Below are 17824 nucleotides of genomic sequence, written 5' to 3' on the forward strand. Positions count from 1 at the left end.
GATTGGACCACAAGAGCCGCGGCGGCGCAGCGCACGCGGCTGCGGCCCTAACCGCCCGGTTACGCGGGGGCTATTCGGGCCGCGGTTCCGGCTGCTGTTCGGGATGTGGTCCCGGCGGCGGGCCGGCGAACGGGCCCGGCTGGTAGGCCGGCGGATAGCTCGGCTGTTCCACCGCGGCGACCTGACCGCCGGAAAGCTTGCGGTAGGTGTAGATCTGGATCAGCACGGCGATCGGGATGGCGACGACAAGCCCGATCCAGAACAGCAATTCACCGGCCACCGCGACCGCGAATTGCACGAGCCACGACAGCAGGGCGCCCCCGACGTTCGACCGGGCGGTCGCGATGCTGCCCTTGATCGAGTCGACCGGCGAGGTGGACCGGTCGACAACGAACGGGATGGCGAACTGCGCGAGGAACGCGAAGATGAGCCCGGGGACGAAACAAAAGATCATTCCGATCGCGACGCCGATCCCGACCAGTATCACGGTCAGGAACACCCCGCCGAGATTGCGCGGCCTGAAGAACGTTGCGACGGTCACCGGCTTGCCGTCGGCGACGTCCAGGCAGCCGGACACCAGCGCGGCGCGCATGTAGATCCCCGTGACGAAGAGCAGAACGCAGCCGACGATCATCACGGCGTACGAGGTGGCGCTGAAGCTGACGAAGGCGGTGCTGCCGGTGTTGCCGTCGGCGTCGATGTAGGTGCCGTACGAGCGCTGGCCGAACAGCCAGGGCAGCAGGCCCGCGACAAGGCCGAACACCACCAACACCAACGCGTACGCCAGGACCGGAACGATGAACGCGACGGCGTTCTGGGCAAACTTGTTCCACGCCCAGCTCACCGCCTCGCCGACATTGAACTGCGGCCCGGGCGGGGCGTATCCGGGAGGGGGGCCGGGCGGCGGGGGAGGCGCGCCATAGCCGGGGGGCGGCGGCCCGGGCGGGGGGTAGCCGGGCGGCGGTCCCGCGGGCGGGCCGGGCGGCGGTCCATAGCCGGGCGGCGGTCCGTAGCCCCCGGGTGGCGGCGGGGGAGGAGCCCCCGGCGGCGGCCCGTAGCCCGGCGGCGGCGGGGGCGGGGGCGGGTAGCCCGGCGGATTGTCGGCGCCCTGCGGTTCGGGTGGGTTGGGTGGCTGCTCGGGGGGCTGGCTCATTGCCGTCCTAGCTGTCGGATTCGCTTCGTGGGCACGCGCACTGAACTTCGGGGAACTTAACAAATATGCGGCTACGGGGCGAGGGCTGTTTCGCCGCGCCTCGCCCCGCCGCCGGCGGGCGCGGTCGTCGGCTTCGCGTGGTATGCCTGAAGCCGTGTCCGACGGTCTGTTCGACCTGCCCGGCGCGGCGCAGGCGACCAACCACGAGCTGGGCGCGTCCGCCGGCGCGCCGCTGGCGGTGCGGATGCGCCCGGCGTCGCTGGACGAAGTCGTCGGGCAGGACCATTTGCTGGCCCCCGGGTCGCCGCTGCGCCGCCTGGTCGAGGGCTCGGGTGTGGCGTCGGCCATCCTGTACGGCCCGCCGGGCAGCGGGAAGACGACGCTGGCCGCGCTGATCTCGCAGGCGACCGGCCGCCGGTTCGAGGCCCTGTCGGCGCTGTCGGCCGGCGTCAAGGACGTGCGCGCCGTCATCGAAAAAGCCCGTTACGGCGTCCTTTCCGGCGAGCAGACGGTGCTGTTCATCGACGAGGTGCACCGCTTCTCCAAGACTCAGCAGGATGCCCTGCTGTCGGCGGTGGAGAACCGGATCGTGCTGCTGGTGGCCGCGACGACGGAGAACCCGTCGTTCTCGGTGGTGGCGCCGCTGCTGTCGCGGTCGCTGATCCTGCAGTTGCGGCCGCTCACGCCCGACGACATCCGCACGGTGGTGCAGCGGGCCGTCGACGACCCCCGCGGCCTGGGTGGGCGGGTGGTGGTGCGGCCGGACGCCGTCGACCTGCTGGTGCAGCTGGCCGCCGGCGACGCCCGGCGCGCCCTGACCGCGCTCGAGGTCGCCGCCGAGGCGGTGCAGGGCGAGCCGGTCACCGTCGAGGCCATCGAGCAGTCCCTGGACAAGGCCGCCGTGCGCTACGACCGCGACGGCGACCAGCACTACGACGTCATCAGCGCCTTCATCAAGTCGGTGCGCGGCTCCGACGTCGACGCCGCGCTGCACTACCTGGCGCGCATGCTGGTGGCCGGGGAGGATCCCCGGTTCGTCGCGCGCCGGCTGCTGATCCTGGCCAGCGAGGACATCGGCATGGCCGACCCCACCGCGCTGCAGACCGCGGTCGCCGCCGCCCAGACGGTGGCGCTGATCGGCATGCCCGAGGCGCAGCTGACGCTGGCGCACGCCACCATCCACCTGGCCACCGCGCCCAAGTCCAACGCGGTCACCACCGCGCTGGCCGCGGCGATGGACGACGTCACGTCCGGCAAGGCCGGCCTGGTGCCGGCCCATCTGCGCGACGGGCACTACTCCGGCGCGGCGGGGCTGGGCCATGCGCAGGGGTACAAATACTCGCACGATGACCCGGATGGCGTTGTGGCACAACAATATCCGCCCGACGAGCTGGTGGGCGTCGACTATTATCGGCCCACCGGCCGCGGCGGTGAGCGGGAGATGGCCGGACGACTGGAGCGGCTGCGAGCGATCATCCGCAAGCAAAGGAGGCGGCCATGAGGACGTTCACGGACGAGGAGATGGGCACGCTGCTGTCCGGCGCCAAGCCCTACAGCGTCGTAATCCTCAAGCGGGGACCCAACTACGCCGACGACGCGGCGGCGTCCATCGTCTGGGAGCACGGGCGGCGCAACTTCGCCCTGCGCGACGACGGCGTGCTCGCGGTGGTCCTGCGGGTCACCGACGAGTCCGACGTCTGCGGTGTCGGGGTGTTCGCGGCGACGGTCGAGGCCACCGCGGCGATCATGGACGGCGACCCGGGCGTGGCGGCCGGGACCTTCACCTACGAGGTGCACCCCTGCATCGGGTTCCCCGGGGATGCGCTGCCCTAGCGGGCATGTGAAACGTCAGACCAGCTCGGGCACCCGCAGACCGGCGATGGCGAGCTCGAACTCGGCGACGTCGATCACCTCGGCGCCCAGATCCCGCACCCGCCGGCTGCGCAGCTCGGTCGCGCGGTCGCGGTTGCGGGCCATCGCCTCCATGCTGTCGAACGTCGAGCACGACACCGCCCGCCGGCACGCCGGGTGGTCGACCATCAGGCTGGCGCTGCAGAAGCCGTCCAGTCGCTCCATCTCGGGAAGCACCGCCGTCCGGTAGAAGTCCAGCGACCGGTTGAGCTGGTCCGGCACCACCTTGAGCCAGGTGGCCCGCACGCACGCCCCGGCCTGGGAGCGGTGGTCGCGGTGCAGCAGCGCGATTTCCCATTCCTCGACGCGGGCGCTGCCGTCGAACATCAGCGCGGCGCGGTCCCGGATGGGCGCCACCCGCTCTGCGCTGGAGCGCATCGCCTCGATGGATTCCCACGCACTGGTGGCGATGCATTTGCCGGACTGGCGATCAACCAACAGCGACACCCCGACACACCCGGCCATCTCCTGCAGGGCGGGCATGACGACATCGCGAACGTGCGCAATTCCGATGTCGACCGACAGGGGTTGCGCCTGGATGGTGGTAGAGCGTGCGTACACGATCGACCCCTTCTGTGTCGGGGCGGCGCCCCGGCGGCGCCACCGGTCCCACCAGATACCTTCCTCCTACCGGTTATCGGCCGCAATGGGCACAACGCGCGCCCGGACCGGCGTTCGGCCGGCCCGTCTACCGCGGTGACATCAGGCCAGCTCGGGCACCCGCAGATGCGCCAGCGCCAGCTCGAACTCGCATTCGTCGAGTTCCTCGGCGCCCGCCTCGCGCATCGACTCGTTCTTCAGTTCGGTCGCCCGGCCCCTGTTCCGCTCCATCGCGTCGAGGCTGTCGAACGTCGCGGAAGACACCGCGCGCCCGGACGCGCGGTCGACCAGCAGGCTGGCACTGCAGAACCCGTCGAGGTCCTCGAGCCTGGGCAGCACGGACGACTTGTAGTACTCGATGCCCTGGTCCATCTGTTCCGGCGGCACCCTGACCCAGGTCGCCCGCACGCCCGCAGCGTCGGGCGCGCGGTGGTCACGGTGCAGCGCGGCGATTTCCCACTGCTCGACATCGGCCGTGCCACCGAACATTTCGGCGGCCCGATCACGTATCGGCGTCACGGTGTCGTAGCTGGCGCGCATGGCCTCGTCGCTTTCCCAGGCGCTGGTGGCGATGCACCGGCCGGAGCGACGGTCGACCATGAGGGATACGCCGACGCACCCCGGCATGCCTTGCAGCGCGGGCATGACCTCGTCGCGAACATGCGCAATTCCGGCGTCGATGGACGAGGGTTGCGCCTGGATTGTGGTAGAGCGTGCGTACACGATCCACCCCCTCTTTTTCGGGGCAGCGCCCCGGTGGCGCCACCGGTCCAAGCACCACCTTCCTCCTGCCGGTCGGCGCCCGCAATGGCGATGTCAATGGCGCTGCGAGCGGCGCCCACCAAACGATTGGCCGCCCCCAGCCGCCCCACCGTAGGCTTGACCGGGTGCATACGGATGTGCTGGATGTGAACACCGCGCGGCGCCGCATCGTGGATCTCACCGACGCGGTCCGCAGGTTCTGCTTCAGCTGCGGCGACGGCCTGTGCAACGTGTTCGTCCCGCACGCGACGGCGGGGGTGGCGATCATCGAGACCGGCGCGGGCTCCGACGACGACCTGGTCGACACGCTGGAGCGGCTGCTGCCGCGCGACGACCGCTACCGGCACGCGCACGGCTCCGAGGGCCACGGCGCCGACCACGTGTTGCCGGCGATCGTCGCGCCGTCGGTGACAGTGCCGGTCTCCGCCGGTGAGCCGTTGCTGGGAACCTGGCAAAGCGTCGTGCTGGTGGACCTCAACCGGGACAATCCGCGGCGGTCGGTGCGGCTGAGCTTCCTGGAGGGCTGACGACCAGGCGGACGGCCTTCCAATATCCGGGCGAATAGGCTGGGAGTCGACGGCAATCACAAAACGGGAAGAAGCGAACGCAAGTGCAGACACACGAGATCAGGAAGCGGTTCCTTGATCATTTCGTGAACGCGGGTCACACCGAGGTGCCCAGCGCATCGGTGATCCTCGACGACCCCAACCTGCTGTTCGTCAACGCCGGCATGGTCCAGTTCGTGCCGTTCTTCCTGGGGCAGCGCACCCCGCCGTACACCAGGGCCACCAGCATCCAGAAGTGCATCCGCACTCCGGATATCGACGAGGTGGGCGTCACCACCCGGCACAACACCTTCTTCCAGATGGCCGGCAACTTCTCGTTCGGCGACTACTTCAAGCGCGAGGCCATCGAGCTGGCCTGGTCCCTGCTGACCAAACCCGTCGTCGACGGGGGATACGGGCTGGACCCCGAAAGGTTCTGGGCCACAGTGTATTTCGACGACGACGAGGCCGCGCGGCTGTGGCAGGAGGTCGCCGGCCTGCCGGAGGAACGCGTCCAGCGCCGCGGCATGGCCGACAACTACTGGTCGATGGGCATCCCCGGACCGTGCGGCCCGTCGTCGGAGATCTACTACGACCGCGGGCCCGAGTTCGGGCCCGGCGGCGGCCCGATCGTCAACGAGGACCGCTATGTCGAGCTGTGGAACCTGGTGTTCATGCAGAGCGAGCGCGGCGAGGGCACCGGCAAGACGGACTTCGAGATCCTGGGACCGTTGCCCCGCAAGAACATCGACACCGGCATGGGCGTCGAGCGGGTCGCGTTCGTGCTGCAGGGCGTGCACAACGTCTACGAAACCGACCTGCTGCGGCCCGTCATCGACACCGTCGCGGCGCGCGCCCCGCGTGGATATGACGCCGGCAACCACGACGACGACGTGCGCTACCGCATCATCGCCGACCACAGCCGCACCGCGGCGATCCTGATCGGCGACGGGGTCAGCCCCGGCAACGACGGGCGCGGGTACGTGCTGCGCCGGCTGCTGCGCCGGGTGATCCGCTCGGCCAAGCTGCTGGACATCGACGGCCCGATCGTCGGCGACCTGATGGCCACCGTGCGCGACGCGATGGGCCCGTCGTACCCCGAGCTCGTCGCCGACTTCGACCGGATCAGGCGCATCGCCGTCGCCGAGGAGACCGCGTTCAACCGCACGCTGGCGTCGGGCTCGAAGCTGTTCGACGAGGTGGCCACCGCCATCAAAGCGGCGGGCGCCAAGGTGGTTTCCGGCTCGGACGCCTTCACCCTGCACGACACCTACGGCTTCCCGATCGAGCTCACCCTGGAGATGGCCGCCGAGGCCGGCCTGCGGGTCGACGAGATCGGCTTCCGCGAACTGATGGCCGAGCAGCGCCGCCGCGCCAAGGCCGACGCGGCGGCGCGCAAGCACGCGCACGCCGACCTGAGCGCCTACCGGGAGCTGGTCGACGCCGGCCCCACCGAGTTCACCGGGTTCGACGAGTTGACCTCGGAGGCAAGGATTCTGGGCATCTTCGTGGACGGCAAGCGGGTCCCGGTGGTCGCGCACGGCACCGACGGCGCCGATCGCGTCGAGCTGGTGCTGGACCGCACCCCGCTGTACGCCGAGTCGGGCGGCCAGATCGCCGACGAGGGCAGCATCGGCGGAACCGGCGCCAGCGAGGCCGCCCGCGCGGCCGTCACCGACGTGCAGAAGATCGCGAAAACCCTTTGGGTGCATCGGGTCAACGTCGAGTCCGGGGAATTCGTCGAGGGCGACACCGTGATCGCGGCGGTGGACCCGGGCTGGCGCCGCGGCGCCACCCAGGGGCACTCGGGCACCCACATGGTGCACGCGGCGCTGCGACAAGTGCTGGGGCCCAACGCCGTTCAGGCGGGCTCGCTGAACCGCCCGGGCTACCTGCGCTTCGACTTCAACTGGCAGGGGCCGCTCACCGAGGAGCAGCGCACCCAGATCGAAGAGGTCACCAACCAGGCCGTGCAGGCCGACTTCGAGGTGCACACCTTCACCGAGCAGCTCGACAAGGCCAAGGCGATGGGGGCCATCGCGCTGTTCGGCGAGAGCTACCCCGACGAGGTGCGGGTGGTGGAGATCGGCGGACCGTTCTCGCTGGAGCTGTGCGGCGGCACCCACGTGCACAACTCGGCGCAGATCGGCCCGGTGACGATCCTGGGCGAATCGTCGATCGGTTCCGGGGTCCGCCGGGTGGAGGCCTACGTCGGGCTGGACTCGTTCCGGCACCTGGCCAAGGAGCGGGCGCTGATGGCCGGGCTGGCGTCGTCGCTGAAGGTGCCGTCGGAGGAGGTGCCCGCCCGGGTGGCCAACCTCGTGGACCGGCTCAAGGCCGCGGAGAAGGAGCTCGAACGCGTCCGGCTGGCGGGCGCGCGGGCCGCCGCGACCAACGCCGCCGCCGGCGCGGAGCGCATCGGTAACGTTCGGGTGGTGGCGCAGCGCATGTCCGGCGGAATGACCGCCGCCGACCTGCGCTCCCTCGTCGGCGACATCCGCGGCAAGCTGGGCGGCGACCCCGCGGTGGTCGCGCTGATCACGGACAACTCGGCAGGCGAGAGCAAGAGCGTGCCGTACGCGGTGGCCGCCAATCCCGCCGCCCAGGACCTGGGGATCCGGGCCAACGACCTGGTCAAGCAGCTCGCCATGGCCGTCGACGGCCGCGGCGGCGGCAAGCCCGACCTGGCGCAGGGCTCGGGCAAGGATCCGGCCGGCATCGACGCGGCGCTGGACGCGGTCCGCTCCCAGATCGCCGCGATAGCGCGGGTCGGTTGAGTGGTCTCGACACAGCATCGCTTGCCCGACCGGCCCGGCGATCCCGAACGGGACAATCCGGGTCGGGGGACCCGACCCGGCAGAAGCCTCGGCGTCGACGTGGGCAGCGTGCGGATCGGTGTCGCCTGCAGCGATCCCGACGGCATCCTGGCCACCCCGGTCGAGACGGTGCGCCGCGACCGCTCCGGCCGGCACCTGCGCCGGCTGGCCGAGCTCGCCGCCGAACTGGGGGCCGTCGAGGTGATCGTCGGGCTGCCGCGGACGCTGGCCGACCGCACCGGCCCGTCGGCCCAGGACGCGATCGACCTCGCCGAGGCGCTGGCCCGGCGGGTCGCCCCCACGCCGGTGCGGCTCGCCGACGAGCGGCTGACCACCGTCAGCGCCCAGCGGTCGCTGCGGGCGGCGGGGATGCGGGCCAGGGAGCAGCGGGCGGTGATCGACCAGGCGGCGGCGGTGGCGATCCTGCAGAGCTGGCTCGACCAGCGCCGGGCCACCCGGGCCGAGCCCGCGGCGGGGGACGCCACCGATGGTTGACAGCGGGCGGCGGCGCGCCGAGCCCGAGGCCGTCGGGCCGCCCCGGCGCAGGATGAGCCGGGTGGAGCGGATCCGGGCCGAACAGGGCCGCAAGCGGCGGCGCTACGCGGGCCGGATCGCCGCCGGCGTGCTGGTCGTGATCGTGGTGGCCGCCGTCTTCCTGGGCTCCAAGCTGTGGCACGTGATGTTCGGGGCCGGCGACGACTACACCGGCGACGGCAAGCACGACATCGTGATCCAGATCCAGGACGGCGACTCGACCACCGCGGTCGGCGAGACGCTGCACAACCAGGGCGTCGTCGCCACCGTCCGGGCATTCGTCAACGCCGCGCACGGCAACAGCAAGATCAACTCCATCCAGCCCGGCTTCTACCGGATGCGCACCGAGATCCCGGCCGCCAACGCCGTCGCGCGGCTGGCCGACCCGAACAACCGGGTCGGGCGGCTGGTGATCCCGGAGGGACGCCAGCTCGACGACACCACCGACATGAAGACCAACGTGGTGAACCCGGGCATCCTCAGCCTGATCTCGCGTGCCACCTGCGTGGACCTCGACGGCACCAAGCGCTGCGTCTCGGTCGACGACCTGCGCGCGGCGGCCGGCAACAGCCCGCCCGGCGCGCTGTCGGTGCCGCCCTGGGCGGTCGAGCCGGTCACCGAGCTGGGCAGGGACCATCGCCGGCTCGAGGGCCTGATCGCACCGGGGACCTTCAACGTCGACCCCTCGGCGTCGGCCCAGACCATCCTGGCGGACCTCATCGGCGCCGGGGCCGCGGAATACACGAAATCCGGGTTGGTGGACACCGCCCAGTCCATGCACCTGTCGCCGTACGACATCCTGGTGGTGGCGTCGCTGGTGCAGCAGGAGGCGAACTCGCAGGACTTCCCGAAGGTCGCGCAGGTCATCTACAACCGGCTGCAGGCGCGCCACACGCTGGAGTTCGACTCGACGGTGAACTACCCGCTGGACCGCCGCGAGGTGGCCACCACCGACGCCGACCGTGCCCAGAAGACCCCGTGGAACACCTACGTGTCCCCGGGCCTGCCGGCCACCGCGATCTGTTCGCCCGGGGCCGACGGGCTGCACGCCGCCGAGCATCCCCAGCCGGGGGACTGGCTGTACTTCGTCACCATCGACGCCCAGGGGACGACGCTGTTCACCAGGGACTATCAGCAGCATCTGGCCAACATCGAGCTGGCTAAGCGCAACGGTGTCCTCGACAGCGCGCGCTAGCTCGGGGCCTCCGCGGCGGGCGGCCGTGCTCGGCTCGCCGGTCGCGCATTCGAAGTCCCCGCAGCTGCACCTGGCCGCCTACCGCGCGCTGGGCCTGCACGGCTGGACCTACGAGCGCATCGAGTGCGGCGCCGAGGAGCTGCCTTCTGTGGTCGGCGGCTTCGGGCCCGAGTGGGTCGGCGTGTCGGTGACCAGCCCGGGCAAGTTCGCCGCCCTGCGGTTCGCCGACGAGCGCACCGAACGCGCGGCGCTGGTCGGCTCGGCCAACACCCTGGTCCGCACGGCGCGCGGGTGGCGGGCGGACAACACCGACGTCGACGGGGTGAGCGGCGCGCTCGGGTCCGCCACTGGTCGGGCGCTGGTGTGTGGATCGGGCGGCACCGCGCCCGCGGCCGTCGTGGGGCTGGCCGGACTCGGCGTCCCCGGCATCACCGTCGTGGCCCGCGATCCGGGCAAGGCGGCCCGCCTGGTGGAGCTGGGAACTCGGGTCGGGGTGCCGACGCGGTTCTGCCGGCTGGGCGACGCCGCGCTGGCCGACGAGGTGGCGGCCGCGGAGGTGCTGGTCAGCACCATTCCGGCGGACGTGGCCGCGCGGTACGCGGACACGTTCGCCGCGATCCCGGTGCTGCTGGACGCCGTCTACGACCCCTGGCCCACACCCCTGGCCGCGGCGGTGGCCGCGGCGGGGGGCCGAGTGATCAGCGGCCTGCAGATGCTGCTGCACCAAGCGTTCGCGCAGGTCGAGCAGTTCACCGGGCTGCCGGCGCCGCGCGCGGCGATGACTTGCGCGTTGGAGGCACTGGATTAGCGTGCCGCGCATGCGGACGCTGACGGCTGCGCTGGTGCTGGCGTGGCTGACGGCCCTGAGCTGGTACGACGTCCGGGAGCGCCGGTTGCCGAACCTTTTGACGCTGCCCGGGGCGGGCGCGATCCTGCTGGCCGCCGCGCTCGCCGGTCGCGGGCCGCCCGCGCTGGCCGGGGCGGCGGCGCTGGCCGGGCTGTATCTGCTGGTGCACCTGGTGTCGCCGGCCGGGATGGGGGCCGGCGACGTGAAGCTGGCCATCGGCCTGGGCGCGTTGACGGGCTGCTTCGGGGTGGCGGTGTGGTTCTGCGCGGCGCTGGCCGCGCCGCTGCTCACCGCGCTGGCGGCGCTGGCGGTGCGGCCGCGCGGGGTGCTCGCCGTGCCGCACGGCCCGTCGATGTGTGCGGCCGCCGCCGGCGCGGTTGCGTTGGCGCTGCTTTGACGGCCACCCGGCGTTGACTCTGATTCCCGGCCGCCGGGCCCATGGGAAGATGGACGGGTGTTGCGCTGGATCACCGCCGGGGAATCCCATGGCCGCGCGCTGGTGGCCGTGCTCGAGGGCATGGTCGCGGGCGTGGAGGTCACCTCCACCGAGATCGCCGACCAGCTGGCCCGCCGCCGGCTCGGCTACGGCCGCGGCGCCCGGATGGCGTTCGAGCGCGACGCCGTGACCGTGCTCGCCGGGGTGCGCCACGGCCTGACCCTGGGCGGGCCCATCGCCATCGAGATCGGCAACACCGAATGGCCGAAGTGGGAAACGGTGATGGCCGCCGACCCCGTCGACCCCGCCGAGCTGGCGGACATCGCCCGCAACGCGCCGCTCACCCGGCCGCGGCCCGGCCACGCCGACTACGCCGGCATGCTCAAGTACGGCTTCGACGACGCCCGGCCGGTGCTGGAGCGGGCCAGCGCCCGCGAGACCGCGGCCCGCGTCGCGGCGGGCACGGTCGCCCGGGCGTTCCTGCGCCAGGCGCTGGGCGCCGAGGTGCTCTCCCACGTCATCGCGATCGGGCCGTCGGCGCCCTACGACGGCCCGCCGCCGCGGCCCGAAGACCTGCCCGCCATCGACGCCAGCCCGGTCCGCGCCTTCGACAAGGCGGCCGAGCAGGCCATGATCGCCGAGATCGAGGCCGCAAAGAAGGACGGCGACACCCTCGGCGGCGTGGTGGAGGTGGTGGCGCTGGGCCTGCCGGTCGGGCTGGGATCGTTCACCAGCGGAGAGAACCGGCTGGACAGCCAGCTCGCCGCCGCGGTCATGGGCATCCAGGCGATCAAGGGCGTCGAGATCGGCGACGGCTTCGAAACCGCCCGCCGCCGCGGCAGCCGCGCGCACGACGAGATGTACCCCGGGCCCGACGGCGTCGTCCGCTCGACCAACCGGGCCGGCGGGCTCGAAGGCGGCATGACCAACGGGCAGCCGCTGCGGGTGCGCGCCGCGATGAAGCCCATCTCCACCGTGCCGCGGGCGCTGGCGACCGTGGACATGGCCACCGGCGACGAGGCCGTCGCGATCCACCAGCGCTCGGATGTGTGCGCGGTGCCGGCCGCCGGCGTCGTCGTCGAGACCATGGTGGCGCTGGTCCTCGCCCGCGCGGTGCTGCAGAAGTTCGGCGGCGATTCGCTGGCCGAGACCCGCCGCAACATCGAGGCGTACCAGCGCGCGGTCGCCGACCGGGAGGCCCCGGCGACCCACGCGTCGGGGACGGCGTGATGCCCCCGAAGGCGGTGCTCGTCGGGTTGCCGGGCTCCGGCAAGTCCACGATCGGGCGGCGGCTGGCCAAGGCGCTCGGGGTCGGGCTGCTCGACACCGACGCGGCGATCGAGCAGCGCACCGGCCGCACCGTCGCCGACATCTTCGCCACCGACGGCGAACGGGAGTTCCGTCGCATCGAGGAGGAGGTGGTGCGCGGGGCGCTGGCCGAGCACGACGGCGTCCTGTCGCTGGGCGGCGGGGCCGTCACCAGCCCGGGGGTGTGCGAGGCGCTCGCCGGCCACACCGTCGTCTACCTGGAGATCAGCGCCCGGGAGGGGATTCGGCGCACCGGCGGCAACACGGTGCGCCCCCTGCTGGCCGGGGGAGACGAGGCCGAGAAGTACTCGAAATTCAAAGCGCTGATGGCCCAGCGGATTCCGCTGTACCGGCGCGTCGCGACCATCCGGGTCAACACCAACCGCCGCAATCCGGGCGCGGTGGTGCGCCAGATCCTGTCGCGGTTGCAGGTCCCCGAGAACAGCCCGGCGGCCGCCAAATGACCGATACGACCGAACCGGTCACCGTGCGGGTGGCCGTCGACCCGCCCTACCCGGTGGTGATCGGTGACGGGCTGCTCGACGAGCTCGAAAAGCTGCTCGGCGACCGGCACCGGGTCGCGATCCTGCACCAGCCGGTGCTGGCGCAGACCGCCGAGGCGATGCGAAGCCGCCTGGCGGACAAGGGTGTTGACGCGCACCGCATCGAAATCCCCGACGCCGAGGCCGGCAAGGACCTGCCCGTGGTGGGATTCATCTGGGAGGTGTTGGGCCGCATCGGGATCGGCCGCAAGGACGCGCTGGTCAGCCTCGGCGGCGGCGCGGCCACCGACGTCGCCGGCTTCGCGGCGGCCACCTGGCTGCGCGGCGTCGACATCGTGCACGTGCCCACCACGCTGCTCGGCATGGTCGACGCGGCGATCGGCGGCAAGACCGGGATCAACACCGACGCGGGCAAGAACCTGGTCGGCGCGTTTCACCAGCCGCTGGCGGTCCTCGTCGACCTGGCGACGCTGGAAACGTTGCCGCACAACGAGATCGCCGCCGGGATGGCCGAAGTGGTCAAGGCGGGATTCATCGCCGACCCGGTGATCCTCGACCTCATCGAGGCCGACCCGCGGGCGGCGCTGGACCCGGCCGGTGAGGTGCTGCCCGAGCTGATCCGGCGCGCCATCACCGTCAAGGCCGAGGTCGTCGCCGCCGACGAGAAGGAGTCGGAGCTGCGCGAAATCCTGAACTACGGGCACACTTTGGGGCATGCGATCGAGCGCCGCGAGCGCTACCGGTGGCGGCACGGCGCCGCGGTGTCGGTGGGCCTGGTGTTCGCCGCCGAGCTGTCCCGGCTCGCCGGCCGCCTGGACGACGCCACCGCGCAGCGCCACCGCGCCATCCTGACCTCGCTCGGCCTGCCGGTCAGCTACGACGCCGACGCGTTGCCGCAGCTGCTGGAATACATGGCGGGGGACAAGAAGTCGCGGGCCGGCGTGCTTCGGTTCGTGGTCCTCGACGGGCTGGCCAAGCCGGGCCGGTTGGTGGGGCCCGACTCGTCGCTGCTGGCCGCCGCGTACGCGGGACTGGAGGCCTGATGACCGTCACGGTGCATGTCCTCAACGGCCCGAACCTGGGCCGGCTGGGCCGGCGCGAGCCCGACGTCTACGGGGACACCACCCACGACCAGCTGGCCGCGCTGATCGAGCGCGAGGCCGCCGGGCTCGGGCTGAAAGCCGTTGTGCGCCAAAGCGATAGCGAGGGCGAGCTGCTGGACTGGATCCATCTGGCCGCCGACGCGGGCGAGCCGGTGATCCTCAACGCCGGCGGGCTGACCCACACCTCGGTCGCGTTGCGCGACGCCTGCGCGGAGCTGCGCGCACCCCTGATCGAGGTGCACATCTCCAATGTGCATGCGCGCGAAGAGTTCCGGCGCCACTCCTACATCAGCCCGGTCGCGACCGGGGTGATCGTCGGGCTGGGAGTCCAGGGCTACCTGCTGGCCCTGCGCTACCTGGCGTCGGTGAACGACTGACCGGCTGAGGGCTATTCCTTTTCTTCCCCGCGCGCGTGCCTGGCGTCGGTGTCGGTGCGGATCACCTCGGTCTTGTCGTCGTCGCGGGCCGTCGGGATCGTTTCGGTGGGTTCGTCGCGCTCGGCGGTGGCCACCGGCGCGGTCCGCTCCTCGGTCCGGGCCGCCGGGATCTTGCCGGTCGGGGTTTCGTCGCCGCGGACGGCGGTGAACACGTCGGTGTCGCCGTCGCGCCCCTTGGCGGCCAGGCCGTGGTGCCGCTCCGGCTCCTTCTCGTACTGCCGGTCCACCCGCCAGCGGCCGAAGGTCACCCCGACGATGCCGGACAGGAACACGACCAGCGCGGTGAACGCCGCGAACGTCGTCACCTCGTTGATCAGGCCCCCGGTGTAGAGCCCCTTGTAGGCCAGCGAGATGAGCCAGGCCACGGCCCCGCTGACGATCCCCGCGACCAGGCCGGCCAGCAGCCAGGTCATCGCCAGGTCCTGCCTACGATCCGGATCGCGGGTGGCCGTGGCGTCGGCCCGGCCGTCGATCGCCCCCCACACGGCCGCGCACGCGGCGAACAGGATCAGCAGCACCACGCTGATCCATGCCGCCCACTCTTGCCAAGCGTTGATCATCGCCCCCTGCAGCAAGCGAACGATCACCATTAGCGCGGCCAAGCCCAATCCGCGCAGCATCCAGTTGCTCATGGGGGGAAAGCGTAGCGAGTACCGTCAAGGGCTGTGACACATTCCCAGCGTCGAGGAAACCTGAAATCGCAAATCGTGGCCGGCGGGCTGGATGCGATGCTGGTCACAGACCTGATCAACGTGCGGTATCTGTCGGGATTCTCCGGGTCCAACGGCGCGTTGCTGGTTTTCGCCGACGATCGGGTGCCGATTTTGGCCACCGACGGCCGGTATCGCACCCAGGCCGCGGAGCAGGCGCCCGACCTCGAGATCGCCATCGAGCGGGCCGTCGGGCGCTACCTGGTCGGCCGGGCCGCCGACGGCGGGGTGCGCAAGCTGGGCTTCGAAAGCAACGTGGTCACCGTCGACGGCTTCGACGCGCTCACCGGTGAGCTGGACGAACGGGGCGGCCAGACCGAGCTGGTCCGGGCCGCCGGCACCGTCGAGAAGCTGCGCGAGGTCAAGGACGCCGGCGAGCTGGCGCTGCTGCGGCTGGCCTGCGAGGCGGCCGACGCCGCGCTCGACGACCTGGTGGCGCGGGGCGGCCTGCGGCCCGGGCGCACCGAGCGCGAGGTGAGCCGGGAGCTGGAGTCCCTGATGCTCGACCACGGCGCCGACGGGATCTCGTTCGAGACGATCGTGGCGGCGGGCCCCAATTCGGCGATCCCGCACCACCGGCCCACCGACGCCGTGCTCGCCGCGGGCGATTTCGTCAAGATCGACTTCGGCGCGCTGGTCGCCGGCTACCACTCCGACATGACGCGCACGTTCGTGCTGGGCAAGGCCGGCAAGGTCGCCGATTGGCAGCGCGAGATCTACCAGCTGGTCGCCGACGCGCAGCGGGCAGGTCGGGAGGCGTTGCGGCCCGGCGCCGGCCTGCGGGAGGTGGACGCCGCGGCGCGCCAGCTGATCGCCGACGCCGGCTACGGCGAGAATTTCGGCCACGGCCTGGGGCACGGCGTGGGCCTGCAGATCCACGAGGCACCGGGAATCGGGGCCACCTCCGCCGGCACCCTGCTCGCGGGCTCCGTGGTGACCGTGGAGCCCGGCGTCTACCTGCCCGGCCGCGGTGGCGTCCGCATCGAGGACACGCTGGTGGTGGCCGACGGAACGGCGAGGGGGTCGGAGGCCGCCGGACACGCCCCGGAGCTGCTGACCCGGTTCCCCAAAGAACTGGCGGTCCTGACATGAAGCACATGTGGGTTCGGCTGTGCGCCGGCGCGCTGGCGCTCGCCGCGTTCGGGTCGGCCGGCATCGCGGAGGCGGCCCCGGCCCCCACCAACCACTGGTGCCCCGGCCAGCAGTGGGACCCGGCCTGGGGCACCAACTACAACTGGGACTGGAACCAGTGCCACGACTGGCAGGGCCCCGCCCCGGCGGGCTGGGGGCCCTGGGGACCCCCGCCGCCGTGGGCGCCGCCGGCGCCGCCCCCACCGGCCTGGGCGCCGCAGGCCCACCTGATGTGGAACCCGACGTCGGGTCAGTGGGGATTCTTCAACAACGGCGTGTGGACCCCCGTCTAGCTGCCTGCTCACCGCCCGGGCCGCGCGGGGAAAGTTCGTGCGCCCGTAGGATGTTCCACAGCAACCCGGCCATCCCCGAGGAGATTCAGCGACCGTGCCGACCACCGCCGACTTCAAGAACGGACTCGTCCTGGTAATCGACGGGCAGCTGTGGACCATCACCGAGTTCCAGCACGTCAAACCCGGCAAGGGTCCGGCCTTCGTGCGCACCAAGCTGAAGAACGTGCTCTCCGGCAAGGTCGTCGACAAGACCTACAACGCCGGGGTGAAGGTGGAGACCGCGACCGTGGACCGGCGCGACACCACCTACCTCTACCGCGACGGTTCGGACTTCGTGTTCATGGACAGCGAGGACTACGAGCAGCATCACCTGCCGGAGTCGCTGGTGGGCGACGCCGCGCGGTTCCTGCTGGAGGGCATGCCGGTGCAGGTGGCGTTCCACGACGGGTCGCCGCTGTACATCGAGCTGCCGGTGTCGGTCGAGCTGGAGGTCACCCACACCGAGCCGGGCCTGCAGGGCGACCGCTCCAGCGCCGGCACCAAGCCGGCCACCCTGCAGACCGGCGCGCAGATCCAGGTGCCGCTGTTCATCAACGCCGGAGACAAGCTCAAGGTCGACTCGCGGGACGGCAGCTACCTGGGGCGCGTCAACGCGTGAGCAGGCCCGCCCGGCCCGCGCGCCCGGTCAAGGGACGCCATCAGGCCCGCAAGCGCGCCGTCGACCTGTTGTTCGAGGCCGAGGCCCGCGGCCTGAGCCCGGCCGAGGCCGTCGACCTCCGCGCCGCGCTGGCCGGGGCGAACCCGGACGTGGCGCCGCTGCCGGCCTACACCCGGACGGCGGTGCGCGGGGTCGGGGAGCAGCTCGCGCACATCGACGACCTGATCAGCTCCCATTTGCAGGGCTGGACGCTGGACCGGCTGCCCGCCGTGGACCGCGCCATCCTGCGGGTGTCGGTGTGGGAGCTGCTGTACGCCGAGGACGTGCCGGAGCCCGTCGCCGTCGACGAGGCCGTGCAGCTGGCCAAGGAGCTGTCCACCGACGACTCGCCGGGCTTCGTCAACGGCGTGCTGGGCCAGGTCATGCTCGTGACGCCGCAGATCCGGGCGGCCGCCCGGGCGCTGGGCGGGCCCGAGGCATGAGCCGGCTGGAGCTGCGCGCCCTCGTCGCGGCCCTCCTGGCCGCGACGGTGGTGCTGGGCGCCGTGGTGTGCGCCGCCTACGGCTGGACCATCGTCGCGTCGGTGCTCTCGATCTACGCGCTGGGCGTCGGCGCCTGGCTGTACCACTCGATCGAGCGCCTGGTCGTGGCCCGCCGGATCAGCACCGTGCGCACGGCGGCCAAGCCGCTGCAGCCGCTGTTGCCGGTGATGGCCGCCATCATGGGGCTGACGCAGGCGGTGGTGCGCTCGCTCAGCGACGTCACCGACCTGCCGGCGCGCCGCTGGGAGCTTCCGGGGCTGCGCTGGGTCGACAGCTCCCGCGCCAACCGGCGGGTGATCGACGCCGACGACGAGCTGGATGGCTGATCCGGCGCCGTCGA

General features: G+C 72.0%; 21 protein-coding genes. 17 read left to right on the forward strand and 4 right to left on the reverse strand.

From position 1 onward, the window contains the following. Window positions 1–70: 70 nt before the first annotated feature. Window positions 71–1153, reverse strand: a complete 1083-nt coding sequence (locus tag AC5Y6X_RS08575) for a DUF2189 domain-containing protein (protein WP_499985848.1) — start codon at window positions 1151–1153, stop codon at window positions 71–73. A gap of 142 nt (window positions 1154–1295) precedes the next feature. On the opposite strand from AC5Y6X_RS08575, the gene AC5Y6X_RS08580 reads away from it, so the two are divergent. Continuing rightward, window positions 1296–2654, forward strand: coding sequence for a replication-associated recombination protein A (locus AC5Y6X_RS08580; RefSeq protein ID WP_499985850.1), 1359 nt, complete (start codon window positions 1296–1298; stop codon window positions 2652–2654). Next, window positions 2651–2986, forward strand: coding sequence for a hypothetical protein (locus AC5Y6X_RS08585; protein WP_499985852.1), 336 nt, complete (start codon window positions 2651–2653; stop codon window positions 2984–2986). Before AC5Y6X_RS08580 ends, AC5Y6X_RS08585 begins: the two co-directional genes overlap by 4 nt. A 15-nt stretch (window positions 2987–3001) precedes the next feature. Here the strand turns inward: AC5Y6X_RS08585 and AC5Y6X_RS08590 are convergent, their stop codons facing one another. Both AC5Y6X_RS08590 and AC5Y6X_RS08595 read right to left on the reverse strand, forming a co-directional pair. Next, window positions 3002–3625 carry a hypothetical protein gene (locus AC5Y6X_RS08590; RefSeq protein WP_499985854.1) on the reverse strand — a complete coding sequence of 208 codons (624 nt, stop codon included), beginning with the start codon at window positions 3623–3625 and terminating at the stop codon, window positions 3002–3004. A gap of 141 nt (window positions 3626–3766) precedes the next feature. After that, complete coding sequence (locus AC5Y6X_RS08595) at window positions 3767–4387, reverse strand: antibiotic biosynthesis monooxygenase (RefSeq protein WP_499985856.1); 621 nt, start codon at window positions 4385–4387, stop codon at window positions 3767–3769. 176 nt (window positions 4388–4563) lie between these two features. Here AC5Y6X_RS08595 and AC5Y6X_RS08600 point away from each other — a divergent pair, with 176 nt between their 5' ends. The 10 genes from AC5Y6X_RS08600 (at window position 4564) to aroQ (ending at window position 14090) form a co-directional block, all read left to right on the forward strand. After that, complete coding sequence (locus tag AC5Y6X_RS08600) at window positions 4564–4953, forward strand: secondary thiamine-phosphate synthase enzyme YjbQ (protein WP_499986475.1); 390 nt, start codon at window positions 4564–4566, stop codon at window positions 4951–4953. A gap of 83 nt (window positions 4954–5036) precedes the next feature. Next, window positions 5037–7748 (forward strand): alanine--tRNA ligase, encoded by a 2712-nt coding sequence (gene alaS / locus AC5Y6X_RS08605; RefSeq protein WP_499985857.1) that lies wholly within the window; start codon window positions 5037–5039, stop codon window positions 7746–7748. Next, on the forward strand, window positions 7749–8282 hold the full coding sequence (gene ruvX, locus AC5Y6X_RS08610; RefSeq protein WP_324681825.1) for a Holliday junction resolvase RuvX: 534 nt from the start codon (window positions 7749–7751) through the stop codon (window positions 8280–8282). Next, entirely contained in the window at window positions 8275–9516 is a 1242-nt protein-coding gene (locus tag AC5Y6X_RS08615; protein ID WP_324681827.1) for an endolytic transglycosylase MltG, read from the forward strand. Before ruvX ends, AC5Y6X_RS08615 begins: the two co-directional genes overlap by 8 nt. Next, on the forward strand, window positions 9494–10324 hold the full coding sequence (locus AC5Y6X_RS08620) for a shikimate dehydrogenase (RefSeq protein WP_499985859.1): 831 nt from the start codon (window positions 9494–9496) through the stop codon (window positions 10322–10324). The genes AC5Y6X_RS08615 and AC5Y6X_RS08620 overlap by 23 nt, the downstream gene beginning before the upstream one ends. A gap of 19 nt (window positions 10325–10343) precedes the next feature. Further along, complete coding sequence (locus AC5Y6X_RS08625) at window positions 10344–10760, forward strand: A24 family peptidase (RefSeq protein ID WP_499986476.1); 417 nt, start codon at window positions 10344–10346, stop codon at window positions 10758–10760. A 57-nt stretch (window positions 10761–10817) separates the two neighbouring features. Further along, entirely contained in the window at window positions 10818–12029 is a 1212-nt protein-coding gene (gene aroC, locus AC5Y6X_RS08630) for a chorismate synthase (protein ID WP_499985860.1), read from the forward strand. Further along, window positions 12029–12571, forward strand: a complete 543-nt coding sequence (locus AC5Y6X_RS08635; RefSeq protein ID WP_499985862.1) for a shikimate kinase — start codon at window positions 12029–12031, stop codon at window positions 12569–12571. The genes aroC and AC5Y6X_RS08635 overlap by 1 nt, the downstream gene beginning before the upstream one ends. Continuing rightward, complete coding sequence (aroB, locus tag AC5Y6X_RS08640) at window positions 12568–13653, forward strand: 3-dehydroquinate synthase (RefSeq protein WP_499985863.1); 1086 nt, start codon at window positions 12568–12570, stop codon at window positions 13651–13653. Before AC5Y6X_RS08635 ends, aroB begins: the two co-directional genes overlap by 4 nt. After that, a complete protein-coding gene (gene aroQ / locus AC5Y6X_RS08645; protein ID WP_420715991.1) occupies window positions 13653–14090 on the forward strand; it encodes a type II 3-dehydroquinate dehydratase in 438 nt (145 codons plus the stop codon). Before aroB ends, aroQ begins: the two co-directional genes overlap by 1 nt. A gap of 11 nt (window positions 14091–14101) precedes the next feature. On the opposite strand, the gene AC5Y6X_RS08650 is transcribed toward aroQ, so the two are convergent. Further along, entirely contained in the window at window positions 14102–14782 is a 681-nt protein-coding gene (locus AC5Y6X_RS08650) for a B-4DMT family transporter (protein ID WP_499985864.1), read from the reverse strand. A 33-nt stretch (window positions 14783–14815) separates the two neighbouring features. Here AC5Y6X_RS08650 and AC5Y6X_RS08655 point away from each other — a divergent pair, with 33 nt between their 5' ends. From AC5Y6X_RS08655 to AC5Y6X_RS08675, 5 genes are all read left to right on the forward strand, one after another. Next, on the forward strand, window positions 14816–15952 hold the full coding sequence (locus AC5Y6X_RS08655) for a M24 family metallopeptidase (protein ID WP_499985866.1): 1137 nt from the start codon (window positions 14816–14818) through the stop codon (window positions 15950–15952). A gap of 5 nt (window positions 15953–15957) precedes the next feature. After that, window positions 15958–16284 carry an Mtp family mycobacterial-type pilin gene (locus AC5Y6X_RS08660; RefSeq protein ID WP_499985867.1) on the forward strand — a complete coding sequence of 109 codons (327 nt, stop codon included), beginning with the start codon at window positions 15958–15960 and terminating at the stop codon, window positions 16282–16284. 94 nt (window positions 16285–16378) lie between these two features. Next, complete coding sequence (gene efp, locus AC5Y6X_RS08665) at window positions 16379–16942, forward strand: elongation factor P (RefSeq protein WP_499985868.1); 564 nt, start codon at window positions 16379–16381, stop codon at window positions 16940–16942. After that, window positions 16939–17424 (forward strand): transcription antitermination factor NusB, encoded by a 486-nt coding sequence (gene nusB / locus AC5Y6X_RS08670; protein WP_499985870.1) that lies wholly within the window; start codon window positions 16939–16941, stop codon window positions 17422–17424. The genes efp and nusB overlap by 4 nt, the downstream gene beginning before the upstream one ends. Beyond that, window positions 17421–17810: an antitermination protein NusB gene (locus tag AC5Y6X_RS08675; RefSeq protein ID WP_324681842.1), complete on the forward strand. Its 390-nt coding sequence runs from the start codon at window positions 17421–17423 to the stop codon at window positions 17808–17810. The genes nusB and AC5Y6X_RS08675 overlap by 4 nt, the downstream gene beginning before the upstream one ends. Window positions 17811–17824: the final 14 nt, after the last annotated feature.

This window comes from Mycobacterium sp. NGS26 (assembly GCF_059813025.1).

Excerpts from the sequence above, each read along its gene's own strand:
- AC5Y6X_RS08650 (WP_499985864.1), bottom strand. The coding sequence starts at position 14,782 with ATGAGCAACTGGATGCTGCGCGGATTGGGCTTGGCCGCGCTAATGGTG.
- AC5Y6X_RS08615 (WP_324681827.1), top strand. The coding sequence starts at position 8,275 with ATGGTTGACAGCGGGCGGCGGCGCGCCGAGCCCGAGGCCGTCGGGCCG.
- AC5Y6X_RS08635 (WP_499985862.1), top strand. The coding sequence starts at position 12,029 with ATGCCCCCGAAGGCGGTGCTCGTCGGGTTGCCGGGCTCCGGCAAGTCC.
- AC5Y6X_RS08660 (WP_499985867.1), top strand. The coding sequence starts at position 15,958 with ATGTGGGTTCGGCTGTGCGCCGGCGCGCTGGCGCTCGCCGCGTTCGGG.
- AC5Y6X_RS08585 (WP_499985852.1), top strand. The coding sequence starts at position 2,651 with ATGAGGACGTTCACGGACGAGGAGATGGGCACGCTGCTGTCCGGCGCC.
- aroQ (WP_420715991.1), top strand. The coding sequence starts at position 13,653 with ATGACCGTCACGGTGCATGTCCTCAACGGCCCGAACCTGGGCCGGCTG.
- AC5Y6X_RS08675 (WP_324681842.1), top strand. The coding sequence starts at position 17,421 with ATGAGCCGGCTGGAGCTGCGCGCCCTCGTCGCGGCCCTCCTGGCCGCG.
- aroB (WP_499985863.1), top strand. The coding sequence starts at position 12,568 with ATGACCGATACGACCGAACCGGTCACCGTGCGGGTGGCCGTCGACCCG.
- AC5Y6X_RS08580 (WP_499985850.1), top strand. The coding sequence starts at position 1,296 with ATGCCTGAAGCCGTGTCCGACGGTCTGTTCGACCTGCCCGGCGCGGCG.
- AC5Y6X_RS08575 (WP_499985848.1), bottom strand. The coding sequence starts at position 1,153 with ATGAGCCAGCCCCCCGAGCAGCCACCCAACCCACCCGAACCGCAGGGC.